Annotated in this window: 32 protein-coding genes; 2 read left to right on the top strand and 30 right to left on the bottom strand. The window is 59.4% G+C overall.

Features of this window, described 5'->3' with window-relative positions; all coding sequences use genetic code 11:
- Positions 1–56: 56 nt before the first annotated feature.
- The 30 genes from ABOC32_RS16820 to ABOC32_RS16675 form a co-directional block, all read right to left on the bottom strand.
- Complete coding sequence (locus tag ABOC32_RS16820; protein ID WP_426808036.1) at positions 57–677, bottom strand: hypothetical protein; 621 nt, start codon at positions 675–677, stop codon at positions 57–59.
- On the bottom strand, positions 674–1402 hold the full coding sequence (locus ABOC32_RS16815) for a hypothetical protein (RefSeq protein ID WP_426808035.1): 729 nt from the start codon (positions 1400–1402) through the stop codon (positions 674–676). Before ABOC32_RS16815 ends, ABOC32_RS16820 begins: the two co-directional genes overlap by 4 nt.
- On the bottom strand, positions 1402–2373 hold the full coding sequence (locus tag ABOC32_RS16810) for a hypothetical protein (protein ID WP_426808034.1): 972 nt from the start codon (positions 2371–2373) through the stop codon (positions 1402–1404). The genes ABOC32_RS16815 and ABOC32_RS16810 overlap by 1 nt, the downstream gene beginning before the upstream one ends.
- On the bottom strand, positions 2370–8027 hold the full coding sequence (locus ABOC32_RS16805) for a tape measure protein (RefSeq protein WP_426808033.1): 5658 nt from the start codon (positions 8025–8027) through the stop codon (positions 2370–2372). The genes ABOC32_RS16810 and ABOC32_RS16805 overlap by 4 nt, the downstream gene beginning before the upstream one ends.
- Before the next feature lie 245 nt (positions 8028–8272).
- Positions 8273–8662, bottom strand: coding sequence for a hypothetical protein (locus tag ABOC32_RS16800; RefSeq protein WP_084966357.1), 390 nt, complete (start codon positions 8660–8662; stop codon positions 8273–8275).
- A gap of 68 nt (positions 8663–8730) precedes the next feature.
- Positions 8731–9204, bottom strand: coding sequence for a phage tail tube protein (locus ABOC32_RS16795; RefSeq protein ID WP_084966358.1), 474 nt, complete (start codon positions 9202–9204; stop codon positions 8731–8733).
- Positions 9205–9258: 54 nt separating this feature from the next.
- Positions 9259–9642 (bottom strand): DUF3168 domain-containing protein, encoded by a 384-nt coding sequence (locus ABOC32_RS16790; RefSeq protein WP_426808032.1) that lies wholly within the window; start codon positions 9640–9642, stop codon positions 9259–9261.
- A gap of 1 nt (position 9643) precedes the next feature.
- Positions 9644–10135, bottom strand: coding sequence for an HK97-gp10 family putative phage morphogenesis protein (locus ABOC32_RS16785; protein ID WP_426808031.1), 492 nt, complete (start codon positions 10133–10135; stop codon positions 9644–9646).
- A gap of 1 nt (position 10136) precedes the next feature.
- Positions 10137–10319: a hypothetical protein gene (locus tag ABOC32_RS16780; RefSeq protein WP_426808030.1), complete on the bottom strand. Its 183-nt coding sequence runs from the start codon at positions 10317–10319 to the stop codon at positions 10137–10139.
- A 10-nt stretch (positions 10320–10329) separates the two neighbouring features.
- On the bottom strand, positions 10330–10659 hold the full coding sequence (locus ABOC32_RS16775; RefSeq protein ID WP_426808029.1) for a phage head closure protein: 330 nt from the start codon (positions 10657–10659) through the stop codon (positions 10330–10332).
- Positions 10656–10997, bottom strand: a complete 342-nt coding sequence (locus ABOC32_RS16770; protein WP_426808028.1) for a head-tail connector protein — start codon at positions 10995–10997, stop codon at positions 10656–10658. Before ABOC32_RS16770 ends, ABOC32_RS16775 begins: the two co-directional genes overlap by 4 nt.
- Before the next feature lie 4 nt (positions 10998–11001).
- Positions 11002–11532 carry a hypothetical protein gene (locus ABOC32_RS16765; RefSeq protein WP_426808027.1) on the bottom strand — a complete coding sequence of 177 codons (531 nt, stop codon included), beginning with the start codon at positions 11530–11532 and terminating at the stop codon, positions 11002–11004.
- Positions 11533–11580: 48 nt separating this feature from the next.
- A complete protein-coding gene (locus ABOC32_RS16760) occupies positions 11581–12771 on the bottom strand; it encodes a phage major capsid protein (protein ID WP_426808026.1) in 1191 nt (396 codons plus the stop codon).
- The gene (locus ABOC32_RS16755; protein ID WP_426808025.1) at positions 12768–13631 is read right to left on the bottom strand and encodes a head maturation protease, ClpP-related; all 864 of its coding nucleotides are present in this window, start codon (positions 13629–13631) and stop codon (positions 12768–12770) included. The genes ABOC32_RS16760 and ABOC32_RS16755 overlap by 4 nt, the downstream gene beginning before the upstream one ends.
- A 16-nt stretch (positions 13632–13647) precedes the next feature.
- Positions 13648–14946 (bottom strand): phage portal protein, encoded by a 1299-nt coding sequence (locus ABOC32_RS16750; RefSeq protein WP_426808024.1) that lies wholly within the window; start codon positions 14944–14946, stop codon positions 13648–13650.
- Positions 14939–15100: a hypothetical protein gene (locus tag ABOC32_RS16745; RefSeq protein WP_426808023.1), complete on the bottom strand. Its 162-nt coding sequence runs from the start codon at positions 15098–15100 to the stop codon at positions 14939–14941. Before ABOC32_RS16745 ends, ABOC32_RS16750 begins: the two co-directional genes overlap by 8 nt.
- Positions 15097–16776 (bottom strand): terminase large subunit, encoded by a 1680-nt coding sequence (locus ABOC32_RS16740; protein WP_426808022.1) that lies wholly within the window; start codon positions 16774–16776, stop codon positions 15097–15099. Before ABOC32_RS16740 ends, ABOC32_RS16745 begins: the two co-directional genes overlap by 4 nt.
- 3 nt (positions 16777–16779) lie before the next feature.
- Positions 16780–17280, bottom strand: coding sequence for a terminase small subunit (locus ABOC32_RS16735; RefSeq protein WP_426808021.1), 501 nt, complete (start codon positions 17278–17280; stop codon positions 16780–16782).
- A 158-nt stretch (positions 17281–17438) separates the two neighbouring features.
- Positions 17439–17777: an HNH endonuclease gene (locus tag ABOC32_RS16730; RefSeq protein ID WP_426808020.1), complete on the bottom strand. Its 339-nt coding sequence runs from the start codon at positions 17775–17777 to the stop codon at positions 17439–17441.
- Positions 17777–17971 carry a hypothetical protein gene (locus ABOC32_RS16725; protein ID WP_426808019.1) on the bottom strand — a complete coding sequence of 65 codons (195 nt, stop codon included), beginning with the start codon at positions 17969–17971 and terminating at the stop codon, positions 17777–17779. The genes ABOC32_RS16730 and ABOC32_RS16725 overlap by 1 nt, the downstream gene beginning before the upstream one ends.
- Positions 17972–17975: 4 nt before the next feature.
- The gene (locus ABOC32_RS16720; RefSeq protein WP_085600379.1) at positions 17976–18299 is read right to left on the bottom strand and encodes a phage holin, lambda family; all 324 of its coding nucleotides are present in this window, start codon (positions 18297–18299) and stop codon (positions 17976–17978) included.
- Between the two features lie 146 nt (positions 18300–18445).
- Entirely contained in the window at positions 18446–18664 is a 219-nt protein-coding gene (locus ABOC32_RS16715) for a hypothetical protein (RefSeq protein WP_426808018.1), read from the bottom strand.
- Between the two features lie 193 nt (positions 18665–18857).
- Positions 18858–19544, bottom strand: coding sequence for a hypothetical protein (locus ABOC32_RS16710; RefSeq protein ID WP_426808017.1), 687 nt, complete (start codon positions 19542–19544; stop codon positions 18858–18860).
- 11 nt (positions 19545–19555) lie between these two features.
- Complete coding sequence (locus ABOC32_RS16705) at positions 19556–19873, bottom strand: hypothetical protein (RefSeq protein ID WP_426808016.1); 318 nt, start codon at positions 19871–19873, stop codon at positions 19556–19558.
- The gene (locus ABOC32_RS16700) at positions 19870–20166 is read right to left on the bottom strand and encodes a hypothetical protein (protein WP_426808015.1); all 297 of its coding nucleotides are present in this window, start codon (positions 20164–20166) and stop codon (positions 19870–19872) included. Before ABOC32_RS16700 ends, ABOC32_RS16705 begins: the two co-directional genes overlap by 4 nt.
- Positions 20163–21461, bottom strand: coding sequence for a tyrosine-type recombinase/integrase (locus tag ABOC32_RS16695; RefSeq protein ID WP_426808014.1), 1299 nt, complete (start codon positions 21459–21461; stop codon positions 20163–20165). Before ABOC32_RS16695 ends, ABOC32_RS16700 begins: the two co-directional genes overlap by 4 nt.
- Positions 21458–21754, bottom strand: a complete 297-nt coding sequence (locus tag ABOC32_RS16690; protein WP_426808013.1) for a DUF1364 domain-containing protein — start codon at positions 21752–21754, stop codon at positions 21458–21460. Before ABOC32_RS16690 ends, ABOC32_RS16695 begins: the two co-directional genes overlap by 4 nt.
- 27 nt (positions 21755–21781) lie before the next feature.
- Positions 21782–22465, bottom strand: a complete 684-nt coding sequence (locus ABOC32_RS16685) for a replication protein P (protein WP_426808012.1) — start codon at positions 22463–22465, stop codon at positions 21782–21784.
- Entirely contained in the window at positions 22462–23190 is a 729-nt protein-coding gene (locus ABOC32_RS16680) for a DnaT-like ssDNA-binding domain-containing protein (RefSeq protein ID WP_426808011.1), read from the bottom strand. The genes ABOC32_RS16685 and ABOC32_RS16680 overlap by 4 nt, the downstream gene beginning before the upstream one ends.
- A 243-nt stretch (positions 23191–23433) precedes the next feature.
- On the bottom strand, positions 23434–23610 hold the full coding sequence (locus ABOC32_RS16675; RefSeq protein ID WP_125464606.1) for a Cro/CI family transcriptional regulator: 177 nt from the start codon (positions 23608–23610) through the stop codon (positions 23434–23436).
- Between the two features lie 88 nt (positions 23611–23698).
- Between ABOC32_RS16675 and ABOC32_RS16670 the strand changes: the two genes are divergently transcribed.
- Together ABOC32_RS16670 and ABOC32_RS16665 are read left to right on the top strand one after the other, a co-directional pair.
- Positions 23699–24550: an XRE family transcriptional regulator gene (locus ABOC32_RS16670; protein ID WP_426808010.1), complete on the top strand. Its 852-nt coding sequence runs from the start codon at positions 23699–23701 to the stop codon at positions 24548–24550.
- 33 nt (positions 24551–24583) lie between these two features.
- Positions 24584–25726: a nucleoid-associated protein gene (locus ABOC32_RS16665; protein ID WP_426808009.1), complete on the top strand. Its 1143-nt coding sequence runs from the start codon at positions 24584–24586 to the stop codon at positions 25724–25726.
- The last annotated feature ends 1 nt before the right edge of the window (position 25727 follow it).

Genomic DNA, 25727 nt, shown 5'->3' with positions numbered 1-25727 from the left:
GGTTTTCTCCGGGCACAAAAAAACCGCCGATTGGCGGTTTGGAAGAAGTTCGTGTGTCAGGACACGGTTAGGATCAGGTTTCGCTCGGCACCTGACAGCGCGTCTACGGAGATCCCTGTTACCTTCCTTGGAAAATCGACGTTGGCGGAGTAGACCTGCATGGCCGGTGCGAGAACGCGCTCAACTCTCGCGGTTGGATCTGCCCCTACCATGTTCCCAGCCCAGCCGCGGGTGGTTTTCGGCGTTACGCCCACACAGAGCAGAAGCTCGTTCTGCAATTTCGTCGTCACCTCAATGGCTGCAGCCGGTGAGTTATGCGCTTCGAGCTTCACACTCGTCCAGCCAGGCGCACGGAACACCAAGACAGCAACGAAGATTGAGTTCGATGAGGCTCGGGTATACCGAGGCAACGCTAGGCCCGGCACGTACCGCGCAGTGCATACATAATCCTGGTTGCCGCCGGCCCAGTGGCTCCACCCTTCCGCTCTCATCGAGGTTGCGACGGTCTCGTTGAGCGGCGACATGATAGCGACAACCAGGTCATCCTCCTGGATCCCGGCGGGAAACTTGGCCTCGACCGCTCCCAGTCCGCTGGAAAGAAGGCCAGTAGAGCCAATGAAACGCCATACCGACCAAGGGCCGGGAAGAGCCCCTCCCATCAATGCTGCCTCGATCATGAGCGAGCCCCCACCGAGCCGACCCACCCCTCGCCTACCCAAATGAGGATCACCGTTGTCCAGGCATTACCCAGTACTGGCACCTGGCTGTTGTTCCACTGAATGCCGGCTGGCCAGGTGATGTTGGACTTCCCGGTGATGTGCAGCACGACGGTCATGGCCCTGTTTGCAGCGGGTACGCCAGAGAAGGTCAGAGCTCGTGGCTGGCTGGCATTGATCCGGAACACTTGCCCGGAATTTACATCAAGGACGGCAGTGGCCGCGGCAAGATCCAAGTCATATCGCTTCAGGCTTCCTGAGTACTCGACGCCACTTCCATCTGGCTTGGCAACCAGCGGAAGTCCGCCCTTTCCAGAAACGGCTGGCAGCCCGGCTGAAGCTTGCGCTGCGGCGGCAGCGGCCTGAGCAGTGTCGCGATAACCCTTGGCGCTATCAGCTTGAGACTTTGAATTGGCCGCCTGCTGACTGGCTGTCTGAGCACTCGAAGCTGCTGCAGAAGCCCGCTGCGCCGCAAGGTCAACCTGAACAGCGCCGTTGGCGGAGGCTGCCTGGGCGCTATCTTCCGCAGCCTCGGCCTGCTCAGTCACATAATCAACGACCTGGTTCATCTGGTCGCCGAAAACCGGGAGAGCAGCCATGAAGTTATCCGCAAGGGTGGCGAATGTGCCGGCAGAATTCTGCCGGCTGGGCGCCTCCGGTAGCGGGGTAATGGTTGGTGTAGCCATCAGATGAGTCCTTCGACAGAAATGGAGCAGTCCGACGCCGTCGGGCCGCTGATGACCAAGTTGAATTCCTTGTAGTAGCCGTAGAGGATGGTGGACTGGTAGCTGGCCTCCCCGATCCACACCAGCGGCTTTGCCCGGTATTTGCTGAGCAAGCGCTGAACCTGGGAAACCTGACTGGTTTGAACGATCACATCGAACTCGGCGCGCTTTGAGTAGCCGCGCTCCACAATGACCACGTTTCCGAAATCGTCCCGATCTTTGCGGCTGTAGTCGGTGATCCCCACCGAGGTCCCGTATAACGCTTCACCCAATACAGCAGCCTTGCCGAGTATCAGCGCCCCCACCCTGGCCGTCCCCCCAGGCTTGGCAATGTTGATCTCGATAGAGCCGTAACTACCCGCCGGCACCCCCAGCAGTACAAAGTCCTCGTTCACCTCGACAGGCGTGAAGAAGTAGTCGTACCAGTCATTGATACCGTCGGTAGAAACCGGCGACACGCTCGACTCGTAGACGATGCCTTGATAGGGGTCGACTACCCTGACGTAGATGGACGCTGCATCCAGGCCAAAGAATGCCAGCGAATCAACCGCGCGCCCCGGGGCAATGGTCAGCTCGATGCTCTCGGGGTTGGTGGTCTGGGTACCGATCTTGTCGTCAAACATGCGCCATCGGTTGGTAGGGCCGAGGTCCAGCCAGTTGGGCGGGTCTGCTCCAACACCGGCCGGGTTCTTGTTGGTGTTTGCAACGAGCGCCTCATAATTGCGGTGCTCAAGCATGACGACATCGCCGACCGCATACGACTTGGTCGATAGCCACACCGGATGATCCGCCTCAGGCACATTGGTCAGAAGCGATGCCACCTGAAAAGCCTGCCCAACCTGAACCACCAAGGGTTCAGCGCTGGGCTGCACCAAAAACGCCTCCATCACCGCCAGCGCAGGGGTGATTTCGACGGGCTCAATGATCCTCACGGATACAGCTCCTGTTCCAGTTTCTGCGGTAGAAGATCAGTGTTCTTGGCGGCTTTCTGGGTGTACTTGGCAATCGCGAACAGCGCAGACTTAAGCTCGGCGCGGAGCTCGCGCACCTCGGCAGCGGTCACATCCCCCTGCCCGCCGTTGAGCATCGCAGCGGTTTGGTTGGCGTTGTAGATCCGACTTGGACCCGTGACCTCCAGCTCCGGACCGCGCTCGCCAACCAGGCGCAAACCGCCGCCGAAGCTACCGCCACTAGCAAAACCAGGGATCTTGATGTTTTCGCCATTGGCCCGGCCGGAGGTGGCAATTGCCTGGACAAGCTCGTCGTAGGTCAACGAGCCACCAGCCAGGAGCCTGGTCCAGTTTTCTAATCCTCCGGCCTCTGCTTCTCGGCCAAGCACCGACCGGTAAACTGCGCGCACGATTTCGGCGTTGTTGTCATAGGTGTTCTGCTGGGCAGCTGCGTCATCCTTGACCGACAAGGCCGCTATAACAGCCTGGCTAAGGCCGTTGACCGCGGCCGCCACCGAAACGACCGAATTGTCCACGCCGTTGAGCGCGTCGATTTGAGCCTGAGCCAAGGTGAGCTGTGCGTCATACTGCGCAATCTGCAGGTCATAGGATTTCTTGGCCTGCTCGATACGGGTCTGCAAGCTCTGCACAGACTTCTCGGCAGCGGTAAGCTGTTTGCCGTTGGCGGCTTCCAGCTGGCTGACGACATTGGCTGTGCGCCCTTGGTCCCGGTTGTAGGCCTCCAGCGAGGCGTAGGCTTCGGTGGTGTTCTGGCTGACAACGGCCAGCGCATCGTCCAGGCCTGTGATGCCGGCCAACGACTTACCTGCCCGCTCCGTCGCCAGCGCGCTATTCAGCGTTGCCAGAGCCTGGGCTCGGAGCATTTTCACAGCATCGTCGCTATCGCCGCGCAGGGACTTCAGGGCATTGCTGAGGCTGGAACCAACGGAGGTCAGATCACTGACGGCCTGCTGGGCCGTCTGCGACATGTCGTTCAACGATGCGACCTGAGCATTGTATGCCTCGGTGACCGCCGCTTTCTGCGCGTTGACGGCCCGCTGGACCGAGCTCAAGGCGGCGTTTACTGCTGCCGTCACCTTTTCCTGCGTCGCCTGGGCCGCGGCTGCCGACCTGGCCTCCAGAATATCGTAGGCCTGAGCGGCGGAGCCGGCCGCCCCGATTAGGGTCAGGTACATCTGGTGACCGGTTTCGGTGGTGAGGTCCAACGCTTCCACAATTTTACGGTAGCCCTCCCGGGTTTCCGGCAGCGTGACGTTCATGTCCTTGAACTGCTGCTGCACCAGTGCGAGCGCGGTATCGGCCTTCTCCGCTTCGCTAAAGAACGAGCTGAGGTAGTCGCCCAGGCTATCAGTGAACGCCTGAGCCGCTGCGTTGGCCCTCGCCTCAAGGATGTTATACGCCTCTGCCGCAGCGCCGGCCGCGCCGATCAGGGTCAGGTACATCTGCTGACCAGTCTCGGTGGTGAGGTCGAGCGCTTCGATGACCTTGCGGTAACCCTCCCGGGTTTCCGGCAGGGCCACATTCATATCCTTGAACTGCTGCCGTACCGCCTCAAGCGTCTTGTCCGCCCTTTCCGACTCACTGAAGAACGCGCCAAAGTAGGTGTTCAGGTTCTGGGTGTAGGTTTCCAAGCCGCCGGCCGCCGCGACCATCGCGTTGGCCAACTCCATAGACTGCGCGGACAGGCCCATCATCGTTACGTCGATCAGGCCGAGCGACTTGTTGAAGCTCTCGAAAACGGCGATACGCTCACCCAGTTCGGCAAAGCTGTAGCCGAACCCACCCACTCCTTGGTCGATGAAGGTGATCATCTGATCAGCGAAACCGCTGAACAGCTTGGCGATCTCCTCCTGGATCTCTGTCTCGGACTTGCCTTTGGTCGAAATCTGCTGCTTGGCGATGTTGAGCCCTGCGAACGCGCCATCTCCAACCGAGACGCCGATGCGCCCAAGCAGATCGACCACAGATTCCTCGGTGGCGTCATAGGTGGCCTGGAGGGCTGACGCGACCTCTGGATCGAGACCCGAATAACGCGTGCGCTTTTTGTTCTTCCCGAACAGGCCGCCCTTCTTTTTTTGGTACTCGTACTGCTGCCCCGTGAACTCGCCGCCGGTAACGCCCAGTGCCAGTCCGGTGTCCTTGGTTTGCCAGCTCCCACCGAAGAGCGAGCCGCCCACAAAACTCCCAAGGGCCGAACCGATGACGCCACCAATAACGGTGCCAAGCGGCCCAACGAGAGAACCAATCGCGGCGCCCGCATAGTAACCACCGACGCCACCTGCTGCGCCCGTGGCGGCACCCTTCAGGCCCGACTGGCCATAGCCATACAGTGCGCCGCCGATGCCTGCCAGTGCGCCACCAAGGGCAGTCGCGCCACCGGCACCGGTGGCATAGCTCGCACCCGACCCCGCTGCCGCACCGCTAGACCCGACCCCGCCGGAAACCAAGGATTGCCCCAGGCCAAACCCGACGTTACCAGCGCCTGCAGCCGTACCAGCACCACTGAAGAGGCCGCCGATACTATTACTGAGGTAGCCGTAGCCACCACTGATAGCCCCCTGCAACCCGCCAAGGAAGCCTTCACCAGCGGTCCAGCCGGCGGAGACCGCAGCGCCAAAGCCCGAAGTGACCGCACTGTAAGCGCTGTTTCCCATCGACCACAGGCTGGAAAGGCTCAATCCTCCCCCTGCGGCCGAGCCGCCAAACAGCCCGCTTGTTTGAGCTGACAGCCCCCCAACGCCCAGCGCGGCCCCAATTTGCATCACGATAGGCCGGGTAATCGCCATGTGCGCCAGTTCGGCCAGCAACTGCTTGAAGCCTTCCTTCAGGTTCGTCGCGAAACCGTCAAAGCCATTTCCGATGTTTTTCCAGGCATTTGCAAACGCGTCATCCACCCGGTCGACTGCGGCCTCCGTGAATTTGCCCCAGGCAGTGGCGGCACTCTTATTTTGCTCGAACTCAAGCCCAAGAAGACGTAAGGCTGCCTGATACTCGGAAGTTCTCTCTGGGGCCAACTCCATGGCCTTGTTCAAGGCCTCCTGCCCCTCTGTGTATTCGCGCAGCAGCTTTTGCTCGGGATACAGTCGATCCATAATACTGCCGGCGTCGGCCGCTTTTTTCGCCACCTTCACCGCGGCTTGCTGGGCCTTGGTTGCAGCCAGCAACTGTTCATACTCTTTGCTGCCGACCGCAATGTTCTTGCCTGCCAGAGCAACCTGCATCGCCTTCTGGACGTTGTAGGCTTCGAGCGCGTCGGCACCCTGAAGCGTGGCTTTGGCCAGCGCTACCTGGTCAGCGGATTCTTTCTCTAGATCGAAAGCCTGCTTGCTGATGGCCAGGCTGTCCTCGGCGTCCATCTGCTTCTGGATCGCGGCGGTAACGGCGTCACGAACGCTGGCACCCGTTCTGAGGATCGCTTCCTCCACTTTCTGTTGAAGCGCAAACTCGCGAGTACGATCAGTCCCAGACTGATAGGCGGCCGCAAGCCCCTCGGCCGACTTGATTGCGATATCTGCTTGCGTCTTGAGATCCGTTAAAGCTTTGGCTTGGTTCTTCGCTTGAGTGGCAGCCTCTTTGGCAGCACTAGCGCCATCTTGGTTCGCCTTGGTTGCCGCAGCGTCGGCAGCTTTTTGGGCATCTTTTGCCGCGGCCGCCGAACGAATTGCTACCACCATTTCGTCAGTGAGCAGCGTGTTCTCAGCGATAAACCGGTTCGCCGCCTGGAGAGCCGTCTTGTCCTGCGAGGTGGCGACCTGCTTTTGCAGCTGCTCCAGGTACTTCTGCCCCTCCCCGGCTGCCGTTGCCTTGGCAGCAGCATTTTCACGCTCTGCACGGGTGTTATCGTCCGTCGCACCAGTTAGCTCGGCGAATGCCTGCTTCTGATTCTGAAGCAGCGAAGAAAGCTCGGTGACCGGTTGCTGGCTGGACTCAAGAGCCCGCGCCATCTCCTCTGTCACCCCGGGCATCACCCGCAATTGGTCGGCGACCGCCTTCCAATCTACAGCGATACCGGCGGCCTGGTTTTGGGAGGCCTTCCGTACCAGGTCCAGCGCAGATTGCGCTTCGGCCGGCAGCGGGATTAGCCCGGCCATCAAGCCGTCAGCGCCGGCGGCGCCCATGTTTCGAAGATCGGACTCGAACTTATCCGCCATCGCCCCAGACATCTGGGACAGCTTGTCCTGCGTTTCTTCAATGCTCGCCTGGAGCTCGCGCAGTGTGACGGACTGAGTCGCCTTGTTGAGCTTGTTGAAGCGCTCGGCGAGCTTGTCCACTGGGTCGGCCAGATCCCCGAGCTTTTTTTCCAGGGAGCCAGTGTTGTCTCGCAGCGTCAGAAATGCTGTGGCGGCACCCACAGCCAGCATCGCAATACCTGCAGGGCCACCTAGCAGCCCGAGCAAGGTACGGCCAGTACCGACGATAGCACCCTGGGCAACACCGACGGCAGCAGTAGCCCGCGTCTCGGCCATCCGCGCTTCTGCAAGCTGAAGTGCAAGCTGTTTTTCAACTGCCATGCCGCTGATGCGCGTCTTCGACGCGGCCAGTTCTTTCTCGGCCAAGAAGACTGCGGTCTGCGCTTTCCTCTGATCCGCCTGGGCGGCAAGCAGAACGCTTGCAGCTTGAGCGCGACGGGCCATGGCATCTTCAATGGCTGCCTTGGTAGCCAGCACAGAGCCTGCTGCGGACGTAGCCAACGATCGCGCATAAACGGCCAATGCACCTGCTGCAGCAACTCCTGCTACTTCGGCAATAGTGCCGAAGTTCTCCGCCAGCGCCGAGATGCCAGACGCAAGCACCCCAGTGAGGTCCGTTGACTCATTCAGCTGGCCCACGTACACGGTGAAAGCGTTGTTGAGGGCGGTCAGGGCATCGCGGACCGCGACCCCCATGCTGTCAGCCAGAAGCCCATTGGCCACTGCGCTCTTCTGTAGGCCTTCGGTGAGGGTGTCGAGACTCAGCTTGCCCTGAGCACCAAGGCTACGGATTTCCTCTGCGCTTTTCCCTGTAGCCTCTGCAATGGTGTCCACTACGGTAGGCATCGCCCCGAGGATGGACTGCCAGCCGTCGGCGTCGATCTTCCCGGTCTGAAGCGCCTTGGAGTATGCGTCAATGGCCGAACTGGCCTTATCTACGGAAGCAGAGTTGGTCACCAGCAGATAGCTGAAGCTATCCATGACATCCATTGACTCATCGGCGCTGAGCCCCATCGAGCGCAGGCTGTCAGCCGTACGGATGTAAAGCTCTTGAGCCTCCTCCAGCGGGCGATAGGTCCGGTTCGCCGTGGCCAGAAGCCTGTCCTGAACGGCGCTGTACTCGCCGAAGCTCTTTGTTGCCAGGCCGATACGATCCGACATCTGGGAGTAGGAGTCAGCAGCCTTGAGAATCGAACTGACGGATACAGCACCTACAGCTGCCGCCAGCGCACTTTTCAGCAGGCCGCCAGCGCTTTCCGCGCTCTCGCCCACCCGGTCAAACGCGTCATCGACCCGGGAAAGGCTCGCGTCCATTTTCTTCGAGGTCGACGCCACCGCTGATTCGCCGCGCGCAATCTCTTGCCGAAGCTGGGCCGTGGTAGCCTCGATGCGGACCAGCATGCCCTGAACGTCAGTATCTGCCATGTTTCCCCCAGGCGATAAAAAACCCGCCTGGGCGGGTCAATGGTTAGCCGCCGGACGAGACGCGGCAGCCCCCCGCAAGCCACGCCGAAGGTCTTTGGCAACCGCCGCCTTGGAGGGCTGTGTCTCCGGCCGGCCGAACGGATTGGTTTTTTTTAGGAAGTCAGCTTTCGCTTCCCAGGCCAGGATGATCTCGACCACCGGGGTATCCCAGGCATCACGAGGCGACCATCCCAACCAGCCGGTGGCTATTCCGTAGAGTTCGTCGACGTAGCTGCCGTTGCCGGATCGCTCGGTTCGTTTCCCTGCGATTCTTCGAGTTCTTCGTCAGTCTTGCCGCCGGGGTTAAGCAGTGCCCGTACAAACGGCAGCACCTGGCTGCCAACCTTGTTCACGCCGCCTTCGAACACGGCCTCTTCCACCGCTTCGAGCTCTTTGCGCTTGTTGGTGTCGATGCCAGCACCGGCAGCGATGATGAAGGCAGTGGCAGTGACGTTGCCGGCGCCCAGCTGCTGCATGGCTGGGAGAATACCGCCGAAGCGGTTCTCCAGCGCTCGAACAGCGCGCAGGGTGGACTTCAGGGTGAAGCTGTCGCTGCCGGCCTCGACGGTGACGGTGCCGTGATTGGTCTTGGACATTGCGGTTTCCTTGGTATTGGCTACTGAGCAAAAAAGGCGCGACCAGCCGGAGGCGCCTCAGGCTGAGGTCACGGAGTCGGTTCGACTTCGATGATCTCGGAGTTGATGCCGATGGTGACAGCGCGCTTGAGCACGTCTTCGGCGCCACCAACCTGCTTGCGAGACGACATCACCTTGGCGGCGAAGTAGTCCACGTAGCCGCTTTCGTACTCGACCTTGATCGGGTAATCGAAGCGGCTTCGATCCTTCTGGGCAGCCTGCAGCGCAATCTGACCGGCGTCGTCGTCCAGCAAACCGATGGAGAGATCGACTGAGCCGGCATCGGCTAGGCCTTTCAAGTGACGGGTTCTCGAGTCGGCAAGGGCGGCAAAGGTAACGTCGCCCACTTCGTCGCCGTAGTCGCCGATATTCTCGACTTCGCCGATTTGGGTGTAGGTAATGCCTACCAGCAGGGTCTTGGCGGCAGCCAGGTCCTTGGGCAGGTCGGCGGTAAGGCGCGGCCCGATGTAGATTCGAGTGCCGGCTGCGGTAGTAACAGGCATGGGTAGTCCTCCTGGGACAGGTGAATGCCGCAACGCGGCGGGTTCAGTGATAAATCAGTGCTGGGTGATGACGCGGAGGGTCACGGCACCTTGGTAGGTGACCCCGTCAGGCTCACGGCTTGTCTGTTTGCGCTTCACCTGCATGGAAACAACGTGCCCGGTGCTCAGCGGTACTGGCTGGTTGTGCAACAAGGCATCGATAGCTGACATGATCTCGTGCACTTCCTTCTGGCCCCGGTATTGACTCCAGACAGAGAGGTACAGGAAGCGCTGATCTTTGCGACTAGCCAGGAAGTCGGCCTCATCAGCGATAGCGCTGTCGATGGTGACGTACGGGAATGGCGAATTTTCCGGCACGCCGTCGTGCACCGGGCATGGCAGCCCGGAAGACAACCTGCTGTGCAGAGCGACCTGCAGGGCAAACGATGGATCGGCCACTTCAACCTCCCTTCGATGCCTTCTGTAGCGTTCGTCCAACAGCAGCATGGATATCCGCGAGGACAACTTCTCGGTTCACGTCCATAGCTGGCCTGAGCCAGGGGTGCGCAGGCATGGCCGGGATATCAGGGTGCTTCCCGTACCAATGGTCCCCATTGGTCTTGTTGGCTGTTCGCTGAGTTCGATTCCCGGCGCGCTTGCCACCTGAGTAGCCCTTCGTGCCGTATTCGAGGAAACGTAGATAGAAATACCTGCGGTTAGCCTTTTTGCCACGCAATCCGATTTGCGCATCCAGACCGCTCTTGGCCACGTAAGCGGTCAATGCACTGGCTCCTGCGCCGGTGTCCTTGGGGATGAATTCCCTCATGCTGCCCAAGATCTTTTCAGCGCCATTTTGCATTGCCGCCCGCACTTCGTTGTCGACAGTCTGGTGAATAGTGCGCAATAACTTGCGCAGCTTGAAATCGCCGGACATCCGAGAGCGGCGCGCCATGTCAGGCCTCCTGGTCGGAGCCTGCGCGCTTCGGCGCGGAAGAAGTTTTGTCAGGCGACGATACCTCCTCGGCCTGCCGGTTCTCGATCAGTACGCGGCCTTCCTCTGCCTTGACATCGAAGGTATCGCCAATAGTCTTGCGACCCATCGGGCCAGAAATGTTGGCCAGGGCTCTTACTTTCATGGGGTTCTCCTCATGGGTTGATGACGTTGGAACACAGCAGCCGGAGCATGTCGCGCTGATTGCCCGGGAGCGCCGCTTCAATTAGGTAGGTATCACCAGTGGACTTGTGCACTAGGCGCATTCCTGCAGCAAACTTGCGCGAGTAGCGGACTTTGATTTCGGCGGTGACTACGGCCTGCACCTGGTCGGCAACCGGCTGGAGCCGCCCAGTGGGTAGGCCGATCTCGGCCCATAGGGATTCAATGAGAACCGTCCACACCTCATCACTGCCGCCTCCAGGTTCAGGCACCAAAGTGCAATGCTGAAGACTACATTTGTGGCGCAGCGGGCCGGCCCTCATACGCCCCACCCAACCCGGTGTGGCGTCAGGAGAGCCCCAGAGCCTCTTGGCAGCTCGGTGGCAATGGTCCCGATCACAACGTCCTCACGGTTCGCGTAAAGGTGGCCGAGGATCAGCAAACAGGCAGCCTTGATCTGCTTGTTGCAGACCATGGGAGACTCGCCAGCATCCCCGGCGGCGACAGCCTCATCCAGCGCCTGCTGGTCGGCGTAAAAACGACGGTTCAGATAGTCCATCGCCTGCCCTTCGGCCGCCTCGATCAGCAGCTCCAGGTAATCGTCATCGTCGTCGGGGTCCCGCAGGTGATGCCGGGCGATAGTCATGCTGATGACCGGCATAACGTCACTCCTTCAGCGGCTCGAACGATGCCAGCTTCCGCTGTACCAACTCTTGAGCATGCCGGCGAGGCACCGAGTAAACCGGACCGCCACGACGGCGGAGCTCACCGTCGTCCATGTAGGAGCGCATCGGATAAACCAGAACAGCGACAGGGTTGGGGTTGGTTGCAGGATCAACTTCGCCCACGGCTTGATCGACATCACTACCGCCATCGCTTGCCGCTGGGGCAGCCTGATCGGTAGCTTCGGAGTTGCCGTTACCTGGAACTGGCGTGGTTGGGTCGAACAACTGGATGCTAGCCGCGCCGGCATCAGCGTTAGAGCCCTCCTGCTCCGTCGTCAGCTCTTGGCCATGTTCCTTGACCGAACCTGAATCAGTTGCAGGAGCAGCGCCGTCGCCAGTGGCCGGCAGAGGGGGAGCGCCAGACGAACTGGACAAAATGCCGACTTCCGGCTGAAGAGCATTACCGTCAAGGGACGAAGCAGGGGCTTTCACCTCTGCCGCAGCTGCCGGTGTTTCCTGTTTACGTGCCATAGGGGTACTCCAGTCGAGCCCCATTACCGGGGCCCTATTGCGAAAGGGTTACGGCGTGCCAGTGAGAGGACCGGTGACAAAGGCTTCGCCGCGATAGATGGCGAGAGCCAAGCGCTGCTCGGCGCGAACGGTGACCATGTTGTTTTCGAAGTCCTTGTCGTTCTCGGTGGAGATCAGAATTTCAACGTCCATGCGATCAAAGATCTGCGCACCCAGGCCAAACGCGCCAACCAGGAAGTCATCGAGCGGCATGGCCTGGGTGGAAACGACTGGACGGCGCCACAGGGTCGGCTGTGTGTCGCCTTGGGGCTGGCCTATCAGGTAGCGGCCTTGAGCATCCTTCAGCAGCTCGATCATCGCCCAGTCGATCGGGTTGAGCACGATGCCATCGGAAGGAAACTCGGCGAGCTCTGCCTGCAGCAGGGCCAGGCGGAGCCGGTCAATGCGCTGCTCGCCGGCGACCACTACGCCGCCAGGTGGGGCATAAATTTGAGCGGCGGGGACAATCCCGCTGATGTTCGCGCCAGTGCCGTTACCGAAGAGCAGTTGCGATTCCTCGGCCAGCTTCAGGCCGTAGTGACCACGGGCGTCGATGAAGCTCTTGAGCGCTGGGGCATCGTCGAGAATCTGGCGACTGGCCTTGAACAGGTGTGCCAGGGTACGCACCGGCGCGTTCTCCAGCTTGAACTTGATGTCGGAATAAGGCTTAGCACCGCCCTCCGCTACTGGTGCGGCATTGTTGGTGAAGCCCTCTTCCTGCACGTACTCGACGGAGTTGCTGCCCGTCTGCCCTGGTGCAATCAGATCGCGAATGGTCAAGCGACGCTCCGGAATCGCCTGGATGCCATAACGGCGGTCGGGCCCGACCAAGTCGCCAGCAGAACCGGGAACGGAAGTAATTGCCGCGCGAGTCACAGAAATGCGGCGGGAGCCGCGGAAAGAAGAATCGACGCCTTCCATTTCTTTGGAGGCGGCGACGATTTCACCGGCCGACTGCTGACGCTCAGGCTGGCCACGGTCGCGGTTGGCATTCACAAGCTTCTGCTCAGCCTCTTGCAGGCGCGCCGAAATCTCGCCCTGCTTAGTCAGCAGCTCATCAACCTTACCGCGAGTTTCAGCATTCATCTCGCCAGAAGCTTTGATTTGCTTCTCGACAGATTCAGCCTGCGCTTTGATTTGATCGCCGATACCCTTGAGGCTGGCATTCAGTTCGCTGTACTGCTTTTCGTAGTCGCTCATCGCGAAATTCCTTTGAAGAGATTGGAGATTGCTGCGACCTGCGCCAGGGAGGCTGATAGGTCGGGAGCGACAGCGCTGGGCTTATCGGTCAGGGCAGCGTTATGCGTACCCCCGCCGGCAGCGCGACGCATGCCGGACTTGAAACTGGCGAACAGTTCTCGGCGCTCGGAGCGAGGCATGCCGCCCCTGGCCAAGGCAACATCCATGGCCTTGAGCGCGTTCGCCTGCGCGGCGTCTTCGGTTTCGCGCTCGGTGACCTCGGTGGACGACAACAGCCCAGTGGCTAGGCCAAGCTCCACGGCACGCTTGCCACGGATGTAGGTTTCGTCATCCATCAGCTCGGCCATGTCCTCTGCCGGCTGCCCGCTGGTCTCGGCATAGAGGTCGGCCATCGCGGCGTCGAACTCCTCCATGTCGGCGGCGATATCGCGCAGGTAGTTGCGATTTCCGGCGAGCCAGGTCCAGCAGTTGTGGATCATGAGAAAGGCGCTACTGGCCACCTCTCGCTTCTTGCCAGCCAAGAAGACGATCGATGCAGCGCTGGCAGCCATGCCGAGCACTTTGGTAGTGACCTCATGGCTGTGCTCCTGCAGGCGGTTGTAGATGGCAATGCCTTCGAACATGTCGCCGCCGGGCGAATTGATGTAAACGGTGACGTCGCGCTCGCCGATAGCACGCAGCGCGGCATCGATTCGTTTCAGCGTGACGCCCTCGCCGTACCAGTCTTCACCGATCACGCCGTACACCGTGATGGTGTCCGAGGTGTTTTCAACGGCCGCCTGGATCGCGGGATTCCATTTATCGAGCGCGCGCGGGCTCATCTCGCTGCGCAGGCCGCGAGACTGGATCTTGTGTTTCATGGATTACTCCCGTGATTTACTTTTCCGGCTGTTGGAGCCAGTTCATCAGAGCGGCCCTTGCGGCCTGGCTATCGTTTTGCTTACCCAACTGGTCAAGTGGCACCAGGTTCGATTGCACGGTCAGTACATCGCCACCCGGCATGCTCGGAAGGTTTTCTTTACGCCGCCCCTCGTTTCGGGTCATGTAGCCGTTCTGCCCCATCGTGCTGAGATAGGCTGCACGGCCGGCGCTGTCCGCACGCAGGAACGCTTCAAGTGAGTACTCGGCGTAGAACTTGATCCGGTCAACCGCCGTCATGCACCACTTGTTCACGCACTGCTCGATCGGCGCCGTGAAGGACATGATGCAGTACGTGAGAAACGCGATCTGCTGTTGCTCGAGGCCGGTCCCCCAGTTACTGCCCTTGTCGGTCTTCATCACCATCCAGGGGGGAACGCCAAACCATCGGCAAATTTCCTCGACGCTGTGCCCTCTCGACTCCAGCAGTTGGGCGTCGGCAGGGTTGATACCGATCATTTCCGGCTTCACGCCCTGCTCAAGCACTGGGCTCTTGCCGGCATTCAATGCCCCGGAGATTGTCTTAACGTACTCACGGAACTCGACGCGCTGAGCCGGGTTAAGCGTCTTGTCCACCGAGAACGCGACTGTGGGCATCATGCCGTTGCGGAAGGTGCTGTTGGCGGCATCGTCCGCAGACATCGCAGAACCGAACACATCCGCGCCGTACCGGATAGCTGAAAGCCCGACTCGGCCATCCAGGGTGAAGGCAGGGATGTGCAGCATGTCCTGCCGCTGGATCTCTCGGCGGGCTCCCTTTCGGGGCCTGAAGAAATACCTGAGTCGTCCATCGTCGTCGAATTCAAGGTCGACTCTGGACGGCATCAGGAAGTCCAGGGCGATGACGCGCCCAGCAGAGCGATGGATCTCGCAGTAAGCGTTGCCCCACAGCAGCATCGAGGCGACGACTGCCTGCCAGAAATGGAAGGCAGCCATGTCTTCGTTGGGGCTGTTGTGCACAACGTCGTACAGCGGGAAATCGCGGGCACTCTCTCGGCTTCCATCGGGCATCCGCCGGTAGATGCTCAAGGGCAAGCCGGCTACCGAGGTCGAGATGATACGGACGCATGCCCACACCGTGGACAGGCGCATGGCCTTGTCAACGCTGACTGACTTACCACTACTGGACTGGGCACCGTTAAAAGCACTCCAGAAACCTCCATCCGACAGCTTGATATTCTTGCCCAGCCATTCACTCATACTGGCTGAAGGCTTGGCGGCAGCAGCGCCCAGTGCCTGGGATAAAGTTTTAATCACTGACAAGCCCTCTGCGGATGAAGCCAGCGATGCAGAAGAAGCTCAGCGATCCGGCCAGCAGAGCCCAGCCGGTGCCAGCCAGCATCCAGACCCCGGCAGATGCCAGTACGAAGGCCACCAACGCGCAAGCGATGAAAATGTGAAATGCGTTCATGCGATGAGTGGATCCCGAATACCAGCCATGAAGTTGTCCATCCCTCCGCGGCCTTCAGGATTGAGGCTGATCAGAGAAACGGCGTTGAAAGTAGCCATAAGCGGGTCGATCTTGGCTGTACCCGAGGCCTGCTTGGTGATCAAGAAGGCGTTGGCCGACGGCACGCCTTTGGCGTTACCGCATGACCAGGCCATGAGGGGCTGCCCACAGTGAAGCAACGTGCCTTCGGCAAGCTTCCGCTCTGTTGTCTTGATTGCGCCGGTGAGCTTCCAGCCCTGAGAGATGCCGACGATCTTGTCTTCTTCGACCCCGGCATCAGCTAGGGCGTCGAGAACAGAGCCGATTCCCGCTGGATCGAGACCGACCTTGTCCAGCAGACCTGTCTCGTTGATGCGTTTGACGATGGCAGCGAATTCCTCAACGTCGTCGCCGATACGCTTGACGAGGGTCAGGTCACCAATCGCCTCAAGGTCCTTGAGACGTGGGGCTTCGGACTTGCGCCGCTCAAGCACTGAAGGGTGTGCCCAGGCATGGGCCCAGTGTAACCAGCGACGAGTCCCCGCTTCACGGCCAACAACAGCAAGACCAAGCAAGTCGTCCAGCCCGCCACCATCGCCACCGACATCAATGACTTCACATCGCTCAAGAATTTCATCCAGGCTCAACCAGGTTGCTGCCTGGGGTTCCCAGAACTCAGCACCGACCCAGGCGTCAGACATGAGCGCCAAGCCGATTTCAATGTTGAGGTGTTTGGCCAGGAAGCCGCGCAGCTCCGCTTCACCATCGATCTCAGCCTGCATGAACAGGCGCTCAAGCGTTGGGCGGTCGACCGAGAACCCCATATTGGGGTTCACCAGGTGGAAGTTCTCCGGCTTGCGAGCATCGCCGCTATCGATCATCTCCTTGGAGAATTCGTAGATGACCGGCAAGAAGCGGTTGTCGTCGATGCGGCCATCGCGCACGCCGCGGGCATAGCTCAGTTTCGACCGAAACACACCAGCGGGCGGTTCGTTCGATTGAGTGGTCAGCCAGATAACGAAGCCTTCCGGTCGGGACAGCAGGCCGCCGGTGGCTTCCCGAATCATGTCGGCGGCTTTCGGGTTTTTGCCAAACAGCCAGGCCTCGTCGATCAACACGCCAACGGCCTTCTTGCCGCCCACCACGTCGCTGTCAGCGGCGACGACCTTGAGCGTGGCGCCTGTCTCCCGGTGAGTAATCAACCGAAGGTGAGGCTGCACGTGCAGCAGATCCTTCAGCTCCTCGTCGTTGTTGACCATGTCCTTGGCCGGGACGAAGGCGTTGTCGGCAATCTCTTTAGTCGGAGCGAGGATGATGAACTCCGCCGACATCCGCCAGTTTCGGACCAGGGCCGTCAGCATGATTGCAGCGGCGATGGTCGACTTGCTGTTCTTCTTCGGGATGCACAGCATGAACTCCCGAATCAAGCGCTCGCCTGTTTCGCTGTTGTAGCTGCCGAAAACAGCCCCTGCGAAAGCCAGTACCCATGGGGCACATGCACTTTCAATGGTTGGGCTACCTGGGGCATCGACAATCCGAAGCCCCTTAAAAACCTCAAGACTCTCCTCTGCTTCCTGGGGGAACAGCGGCTCGGGGATGATCGATTCGCTGGCAGCCAGACGCCGCCACCAGTCAGGGCAGGCCGTGGTCCAAAGCATGCGTCACCCCTTGACGACAGTAAGGGGCGGCTTGCTTTGGGAATACTTGCCCTTGCCGGCCTCTTTCGCGGCTTCCGCCTTCTGCTCTTTTTTGCCCGCCTCGGCCTTTTTCCCGTGGACATATGGCACGGCGGTCTGCGCAGCGTTGCGCCGGTCGAACACTTTCGCCCGGGGTTCGTTCATCAGCGCGAGCAGCCAGACCAATGGATCATCAGTGGAAGGCAGGCAACTGAGGAACTCGCCATCGGCTTCATTGATCTCGACTGGCTCCGTGCTGGCTTCATCGGCTTTCGCTTTGCCGCGCCGCTTTTTCGGCTGAGGGTTAACACTTAGCTCTGCTCTGCGAGCCAAAATAGCGGATGCGATCTTGGGATCATTGGCCCAGCGCGAACCAGCGGCAGCAGCCGTCGAGGGCTTGCTACCCGCGGCTTCCGCCGCTTCTTTGTTGGACGCACCCCGGGCCTTAGCGTCAACAAACTGTCGCTGTTTGTCTGTTAACACCATTAACAAAAACCTTTAGGGGGGAGAAAAATGTCTACGTGGGGTCGGAGGCGGTCTAGCTAGATGAGAATCCTTAGCTTTTGACCCCCCTACCCCTTTCGCGGCACGTCATTGGCGTGCTTCTGCCTCACCGCGTTGGGTTTCGGCGATCCGCTGACGTGTTAGCCACCCAGCCCCGCCGCCTCCTCAGCCTGCTTCACGGAGTCGTGGCAAGGCTTGCAGAGACTCTGCCAGTTGGTCTGATCCCAGAAGAGAACCATGTCTCCACGGTGAGCAACGATGTGGTCGACAATCCTGGCGGCAGTTGTGCGTCCGTTCCGCTCGCAGTAGACGCAAAGCGGGTTGTCGTGCAGGTACCGCTCTCGGGCTTGCTGCCACTTGTAACCATAGCCGCGCTGGGAGCTGGTCATGCCGCTTCGCCAACCGCCAGGGCTCACCACCTTGACCCGAGAGCCTGCGCTCTCCTTGATGCGGGAGCCGAGCGTCTTAAGCCTGGCCATCAGCCTTTCGACTCGGTGATCAGACGCACGATGTCATCAGCCCGCTGCTTAACCTCCAGCACCTGACCGTCGAACATGCGAACGATGGCGCAGATGCCATGCCACTGACTGCTGATGCAGGCTTCGTCCACACGAGCGATGGCGGCGGTAGCAAGGTATCGCTTGAGGCCGTTGCTGTCGGTCAATGTGATCATCTACTTACCCCTGAGCCTTGCGAGATAGGAACAGGTCGGAGTAGCCGCGAAGCTTCTCCACACCCATGAAACCGACCATGCCGCCAGCGAAGGTGGCCATGCCTTGTGGCAGGCCCATCCATTCGAGCAGTGGCACCAAGGCCAGGGTGATGAGGCCGCACAAGGCACCCTCCAAAAACATCTGTCGGCGGGTGCCTCCGCCGTACACCACCCGAAGGACGGCGATCGCGACAGACAAGCCAGCTGCATACAGTTGGGGCTGATGGGCGAGCACCCAGGCAATTAGGGCGGCCCACAGGCCGGGATCTTTCTCTGGCATATGGGCCATCTCGATTCCTCCCTTTTGGGGAGCGGAGTAGGTTCGGCCCCATCAGCACTCCTAGCTCGGGGCGATGGGTGTGGTGGAGCCGAAAACGAAAAAGCCCCGGCAAGTGCCGAGGCTTCGTGAAAGCTGATAGTTAACAGCAGGGTGAATTACGCCCTCTGGATTCGGATTAAGTAGCCAGTTTCGACGACCTCAACACTGACCCGCTCGGGACTGAAATGATCATGAAGACCAAGCTGTACGCCCTTACCAATCAGCTTGGCGTGCTCAGGGTTGTCATCACCGCTGCTGACGCGAGTCTCGAAAGGCTCGCTCGATTTGACATCAGCGAATTCCTTTGTCGCCATATTCTGAAGGGCATCAACCATACGATTAATTTCCTGCTCAGCTGTTAAACCCATCACTCATTCCCTTTTCGGATAAAGGACGGATGATTTCACATCTGGCAGATAGCAAAAAGCCCAGCACAATGGCCGGGCTTTTGTGCCACTCCTCAGCAACGCGCAGGAATGACAGGATGGGTATAATTTCGCTCAGTCGCTCACTGATGTCAACAGGCAATCACGCGGCCTCTTTCATCAGCAACCCTTCAGCATCCAGAATCACCTTCACGTCAGCCAACGCATCATCCACCAGGCCGTCGAGCTTTTCGTTGATTTCAGCCCTCCAGCGGCGGCGTGTCGACTCCGGCGTGGCGTCGAGGTCCCATGTGTTCATGTCGTAGAAGCTGTCCGGCAGGATAATCACACCCTCCTGCAGTGCCTCGATGCGTTTCTTTTCAGCCTGGCCGGCTGCCACGGCAGCATTCACGGTGGCGTCACGCCTCCAGGCCGAGGCATCCAGCGGGATCTCAACCGACACGGAACGCGGCGGCTTGCGTCGAGCCCCTTTGAGCTTCGGGATGGCCCAGGCCGTGACCGCCTTGTAGATGAACAGCTGCGAGGCCGGGCTGGCAATGCGCGGCCGCACCAACGTGATGGCCTGGACCTTCTTCGCCTTGTCCGTACTGTACTTCGCCACCAATGCATCCCAGTGCTGCGGCTTGAGCATGTGATGCAGTCGCGCAGACACCCAGAAGTCGATCTGGGCCTGGTCCACGCCTCCCGACTCCCTGGCCAGCGACGCCAAGCATCCACCTTCTTCCTCCGCCGCGTTGTACAGCTTCTGCCAGGCCTGGGCCTTCGCTGATCCCTTCTCGCCCGCCGCCAGAGCGGCAACCACTGCACCTGATGCGCTGCTGTAGATCATGTCCTTCCCCCTCAATCCCCGGTGTAGTTGGTGCCACCGGCGCCGCGCCGGTTGCTTCCCTGATATGTAGCCTCAGGCCCGGATGCCTGAGGTTTCTTCAACTGCTCGATCTGCCGCGTCGCTGCCCGAAGCCTCATGCTGAGCTGGGTCACCAGTTCATCCAGGGCCAGGGCCTCGCCAGTTGCAGCCACTACCCAGCCCGAGGCGTTGCAGTGGTCGCATGGCAGTTCATGAAACAGGCCCTGAGTGACCGCTCTCCCACGGCACAAAGGGCACTGAGCCAACTCGATCACGGCCCTCTTGAAGGCTGGGCCGTGGTTCCTCATCAACCAACCACCTTCAGTCCTTGGGACTGCAAGGACTTCTCGGCAACCTCCCGGGCCCATGCTGCGTCCGGATCACCCATCTGGACAGGAAAAGGATTGGTAATGCGTAGCGCCTTGGTGCACGCCAGCCAGGTCTCCCAACGGGCGCTGTAGATCGTCATGAACACATCCGTACAGCAAGCAGCGCACTCCAGGACGTAATAGCCGGAGACACCCACACCTGCGTCCCACCGGAGCCCGCTCGGTACCGGATAACGCTGCTCAAATTCGGTGCGAATCTGGTCGATGTTCTTCATTTCAAATCCTCGCTAATCACTAATTCGCTAAGGTCGCCCGAGGCCTCGCCTCCATTGGCTTGTGGCGATTTCTGCGGGATTTCAAATAAGGTCTCTTTAAGGCCGTGGATGGCGGTGAAACCGATCCGGTCAAGCCACGCATGCCACTTCTCCAGAGCCAACTTGCGCTGCTCCATGGCCTGCGTGTGGATGTAGGTGCTGGCGATCTTGCCCAGCGTGTGGTTCAGCAGCATCTCGCCGATGTGACCGTCGATGCCGAGGTCGGTCCAGGTGGTGCGCGACACCTTGCGCAGATCGTGGCTGGTCCACTCGCCCTGCCCCAGGCGGGTGAACACCATGCTGGCCTGGGTCTCGCTCAGGTAGTGACCACGGCGATTCGGGAACAGGTAGACACCTTGATACCCTCGGGCCTGTTGAATAGCCCGGTACCGAATCAGCAGCGCCTTGACCTGAACGGTCAGTGGCAGGCGGTGCTCGGTACGGGTCTTGGTGTGAGCAGCAGGAATGAACCACTCGGCAGCAGTCAGGGTTACATCGCTCCAGCGGGCCATGCGGGTTTCGCCGATTCGGGTACCGTGGGACAGCATCATCAGGGCCAGCATGGCGTCGTGCGGGGTCGCCGCGAATGCCTGGGTCAGTTGCTGCATCAGCTCGGGCAGGTGTACACCGCGCAGGCGGGAAGCCTTTGGGGCTATTCGTGCCTTGGTGAAGTCACTGAAGCGCACTCCGGCCAGAGGATTGCTGTCGATCATCTCCAGCTTCAGGGCTTGGCGGAAGGCGGTCAGTAGCATGCCGAACATCTGCCGCAGATAGGACAGCGATAGCTTGGCCTGGGCCGGCCAGATCAGGTGCTTGTCGATCAGCTCGGCGGTGACGTACTTGACTGGCAGATCGCCCAAGCATGGGCGCAGGTGCTGCCCGATGGCGGAGCGAGCGGCGGCCTTGCGCTTTGCAGACAGCGAGCGATCACGCCCCATCCGGTCGACGTACCAGTCGAGCAGCTGACCCACGGTAGCCATGCCCGAAACCACAAGCGCGGTAGCAGGGTCACGCAGCAGGCGCTGACGCAGAGCGGGCAGTTCGGCAATCACTGCTGCCACGGTCAGGTCTGGCCAGCGGGCGACCCGCACCCACTGCTTGCCGCGCACCAGGTGCCAGGTGCCGCGCTCCCGGTTGCTCCAGAATCGCAGGTACAGGCCGGGATGACGCGGATCGCGCAGGTCACGCACCGACTTGTCGGCGGCCTGCCGGCGTACCTCGGCCTCGCTCAACTTAACTTCCCGAGTCGCGCTCATGCGACCACCACCGCCTCAGCCAGCAGAATCGCCTGGGTGCGCATCACCCCTTCAGCGTGGTAGTGGCGCGCCGTCTCTCGGTCTACCGCTTTGCTACGCCCGTCACAGACATCGTGGCAAGCGCTGCAGGCCCAGGCGCCCTGCAGGTCATGCGGCTTGCTGCCGATGCCACAGGTGCCAGCCATGCGGTAATGCGCCAGGACGGTGGTTTCCGGGTTGCCGTTGCAGACGCCCGGGATGCGCACCTGGCATTCCCGACCGCGAGCGGCCTTGGTCAGTTTTGATTGGCGCACAGAAACGCCTCCTTGCAGATTGATTAATCAGCGCCCCGCCAAGCGCGCACGCATGGCTGCCAAGGCAAAGTTCCCGACTTGCGGGGTACGTGGTGCGGTAGCCTCTGCGGGGAGAGCCAGTGGCATCTTTTGCAACGGCTCACCAGCCATAAGCCGCCGAACCGCGATGGTGTAGTTGCGCTCGAACAGATTCGCGCTGGCATCGGATGGCAGTTTGTTGAGGTTCTCGAATCCGCACTCCTTGGCCGCGTGCCACACCGCGTCGTGACTCCACTTGCTCCGGCCAGCCATCGCAGGATGGGCATTGCGCGTTGCTTCGCGAAAAGCGGCCTCCACGGCTGGAAGGCCGAGCATTTCTGGCGACGGCTGGCACCACTGGATGAACTCGCCGGGCGGCGGGATGAACGCTGCTCCCGATTGGCGGCAGCGCATCAGCCCAAACTGCAACTGCTCTGGATTGCAGATGCCAGCCTCAAGGAACGCGGTCAGCCATTGCTGCTTTGAGGCGTCGTAGGTGACTTGGTCAGGCCACGCCTGCTTCCAAGCGGTGCAGATCGAGCGCAGATCGCGGAACAGATCGTTGATTACCTTCGCTGTCTTCCGGTTTAGCTCGGCCTTCACTTCATCGGGAAGCTCATAACCAGTAGGGATGTGCTGGCCGGACTGAACCTTGGCCCACAGGCCGTGCGTGAGAACTGCGACTGGGTTCATTGGGCACTTCCTTGCTCGATCCATGACGTATCACTGTCATCGAGCTGCTGGCCACCAGGCCCTGCCCTCAGAGGAATGACCTTCGCTGCATTCGCAAGGTCGCGCTTTCTCCAGCCGACCAGATCGGCGATCCACTGGCTCTCGGTTTTGGCCAGCCCCTTCGCGTCGTGATGGACGACAAAACCCGAAATGGCCTTTTCCGAGAACTCCTCGATAGCTACCCCGGAACGCTTGGCGTAAGCCTCAAGCTGAACCTGGTCGGGAATCCAATCGAGGAACATCGCGAACGGCTCACGCGGAGAGTGTGTTTTACTTCCCTTCCATTCCCTTCCGGGGGTGAGGCCTCGATCACCGCTAGACGAGCCTTCGCGGACTTCTCGGAGAGCACTCGGCGAAGGCTCAACGAATTCAGGGTGCTTTACAGTAGGTCGATCGATCTTCTGGTGGTGCCATCCGTTGACGTGCAGGTACTGCTTCGATGCCGCCTCGTAGATGGTGATCAGTCGGTTCGATACCAGCTCAGCGAGCAGCCCTTCAACCGTTAACGCAGTGATGTCGTCTCCAGGGAAAACGAGGGCCTTGATGGTCTTCGGGGACATCGGGTGGTTGCCTGCATCGTCGCAGAAGTTCCAGATCCCGATGAACAGGAGCCGAGCCATCGCCGAGCACTCCATGACCTGTTCACTGGTCCAGAACTCAGGCTTGATGGTGCGGATACGTGCCATTACGAACGCCCTCCATGACTGACAGCCTGACGCGTCAGACTTGGCGGAATGCCAAAACCTGACGTGGAATGCGTGGTATTGCCTGCATCGGCCATGCGGTGCATAATCGACCTCGATGTTTGTTGTAGAGAAGCCGCCCCGCCAGGCGGTTTTTTTTCGTCTGCAATTCCTGTACTGGATGGATTCGCAGGTGTTTTGGCCATCTACTGGCGCAAGGCCAGGCAGATCAAAATGTGCTCACGGTCACGCCGCTGCGTCTGCCTTCCCGGCCTTTAGCGCACCCTTCGTGATCCGCTCGATCTGGTACTGGCGCAGCTCAGGCACATCTGCCCACTGACGGACTGCCTCGTAGGTCACGCCGAGCGCCTTTGCGAGCGCCGTTATTGACCCGAAATGTTTGATTGCCTGGCTTTTGGTCATGGCGACCTCCTTTGCTCGTCTTAATATTCAAGCATGCTTGCATTCTCAAAACAAGCATGCTTGACAAGCAACCTTGTAGATTGCGCACATGAAGACCACAGACCGAATCACTAAGCTCGTGCTGGCTCGGCGCCCTGAATTGGGCGTGCGCAACGTCAAGCGAGATATCGCCAACACCTGCGGCATCAGCTACGAGGCTGTACGCCAATGGTTTGCTGGTGACACTGAAAACATCAAAAACGAGAACCTTGTGGCTCTCGCCGAGGGCTACGACACGTCTGTCGACTGGCTTCTGTCAGGAAAAGGCGAACCTCCCCGTAAAAGCGAAGCCAAGGCAGTGGCGGCGAAGGATTCCGGAAGCAGCAGCTCAGCAGCAGATGCCGTTAGAAAGATGCTTGAGAAGCACGGCAAGGGGCTGAGCTCTGAGGCACGGCAAAGCATCGTTCGCGCGGTCGAAGAAGACCCGGCTGGAGACAAAGGCAGTGGTTTCATCATTGCTACAGCCCTGCCGGCCGATGGCGACATATCAATCCCCCAGTACGACATCCGGGCAGCCATGGGCCACGGCCAGGTGCCAGCCGAGTACAGCGAAGTCATCCGAAATGTGGTCATCCGAGAAGAGGTGCTGCGCGAGAAAGGCGTGACGTACACTTCAGCCCAGGCTCTGTCGATGATCACAGGTTGGGGGCAGAGCATGGAGGGGACGATCAACGATAAAGATCCAGTGATCGTTGACCGGGGTGTGAATGAGTATCAAGGCGAGGGGGTGTATGTTCTCACTTGGCATGGCGATCTGTTAATTAAGCGATTACAGCGCCAAGACGAAGATTACGTATGGTTGATTTCAGATAATAAGAACTACGACAAGCAGTCCGCTAGATTTGATGACGTAGCTATACATGCCAAAGTATTGCTGGTCTGGAACGCAAAAAAAGTATAAAAATATGAAACTCTGCCAATATAGGGATCATTCATGGCATTCACGCTTATCCACGCTGTTATTCATTCCTTTGACAAAGAAAAAGGAACACTAACCGTAGACAACAGCAAAACAGTTAGAAAGCAACTCTTCGACCCAGAAAAGCCAACAGTTATATCCCTTGCAGAAGGAATCAATAGTCTGCTGGGAAAAAAAGGAAACAATGTTGTCTGGGGGCAATTTGAAAACAACAATCGGCAAGGGCGATTCCCTGCGACAGCAGAGCAGTTTCTCGGTAGCTTGTCTGCTCAAGATTTTGAATCCCTCACTCACATTGCCCTAGAGGAACTTATCGAGCAAGCAAAGACCGAAACATTCGCTACAGGCGGCCATACATTATTTGCACACTACACTAGCGAAGCAATCCCCTTCGTCCTGATTGCCAATATTAAACAAAGGAACGGCCTTCGCCTCGGTCCAGACTACATACCTGAAGAAAGCGTAGATATCGACATGTCTGCAGTTCATCAGGCATGCCGAATCAATCTAGCTAGACTGTCAGAAATGATCTCACAGCCGCAAGATGAGGATGAGGCAGATGACGACGGCGAAGAATCTTCGCCAGATAAAACCTACCTGTGCTTCATCAGCAAAGGGCGGGATAGTGAGGCCTCAGCATACTTCATCAAAGGACTCGGCTGCGCTCCTGGTATCGCTTCCACCAGAGCCACCTCAAACTCTATCGATGTGATTGAAGACTTTTTCCGAGGAAAAAGCGAGCTAGCTCAATACAGCTCTCAAGCCAAAGAGAACGTTATTGTTTACTTAGCGCAGAAACAGAAAGACCAACAAAAAGCCACTCTCCAAGGATTACACGCGGCTGCCTCTTCAGCCATTCCCCCGGAGCAGGCAGATCTCGTAGCGACCCTTGAAGACTTGACGGAAACATTAAACTCTGAAGAAAGCAAAATTCCCGCTGAATTCACTGTTAATAAATCAGTATTGGACCGAAAAACCAAAATCAAAGGCAAGTCCAATCGATGGTCGATGCAATTTGACAGAAGCGCACTTGGCGCTAGCCCTGACAACGTTGTATGCTATAATTCTTCCGAAGGCACTTTGACTTTTTCAGACGTTCCTGAGTCGATGAAACGGATTATTCAAGGCGAGTTAGACAAGCGCACCGGAAGCAATTAGA

This window comes from Pseudomonas sp. WOUb67 (assembly GCF_050058005.1).
In the GTDB taxonomy this organism is placed as follows: domain Bacteria; phylum Pseudomonadota; class Gammaproteobacteria; order Pseudomonadales; family Pseudomonadaceae; genus Aquipseudomonas; species Aquipseudomonas putida_R.
This window is presented reverse-complemented; position numbering and strand designations above follow the sequence as displayed.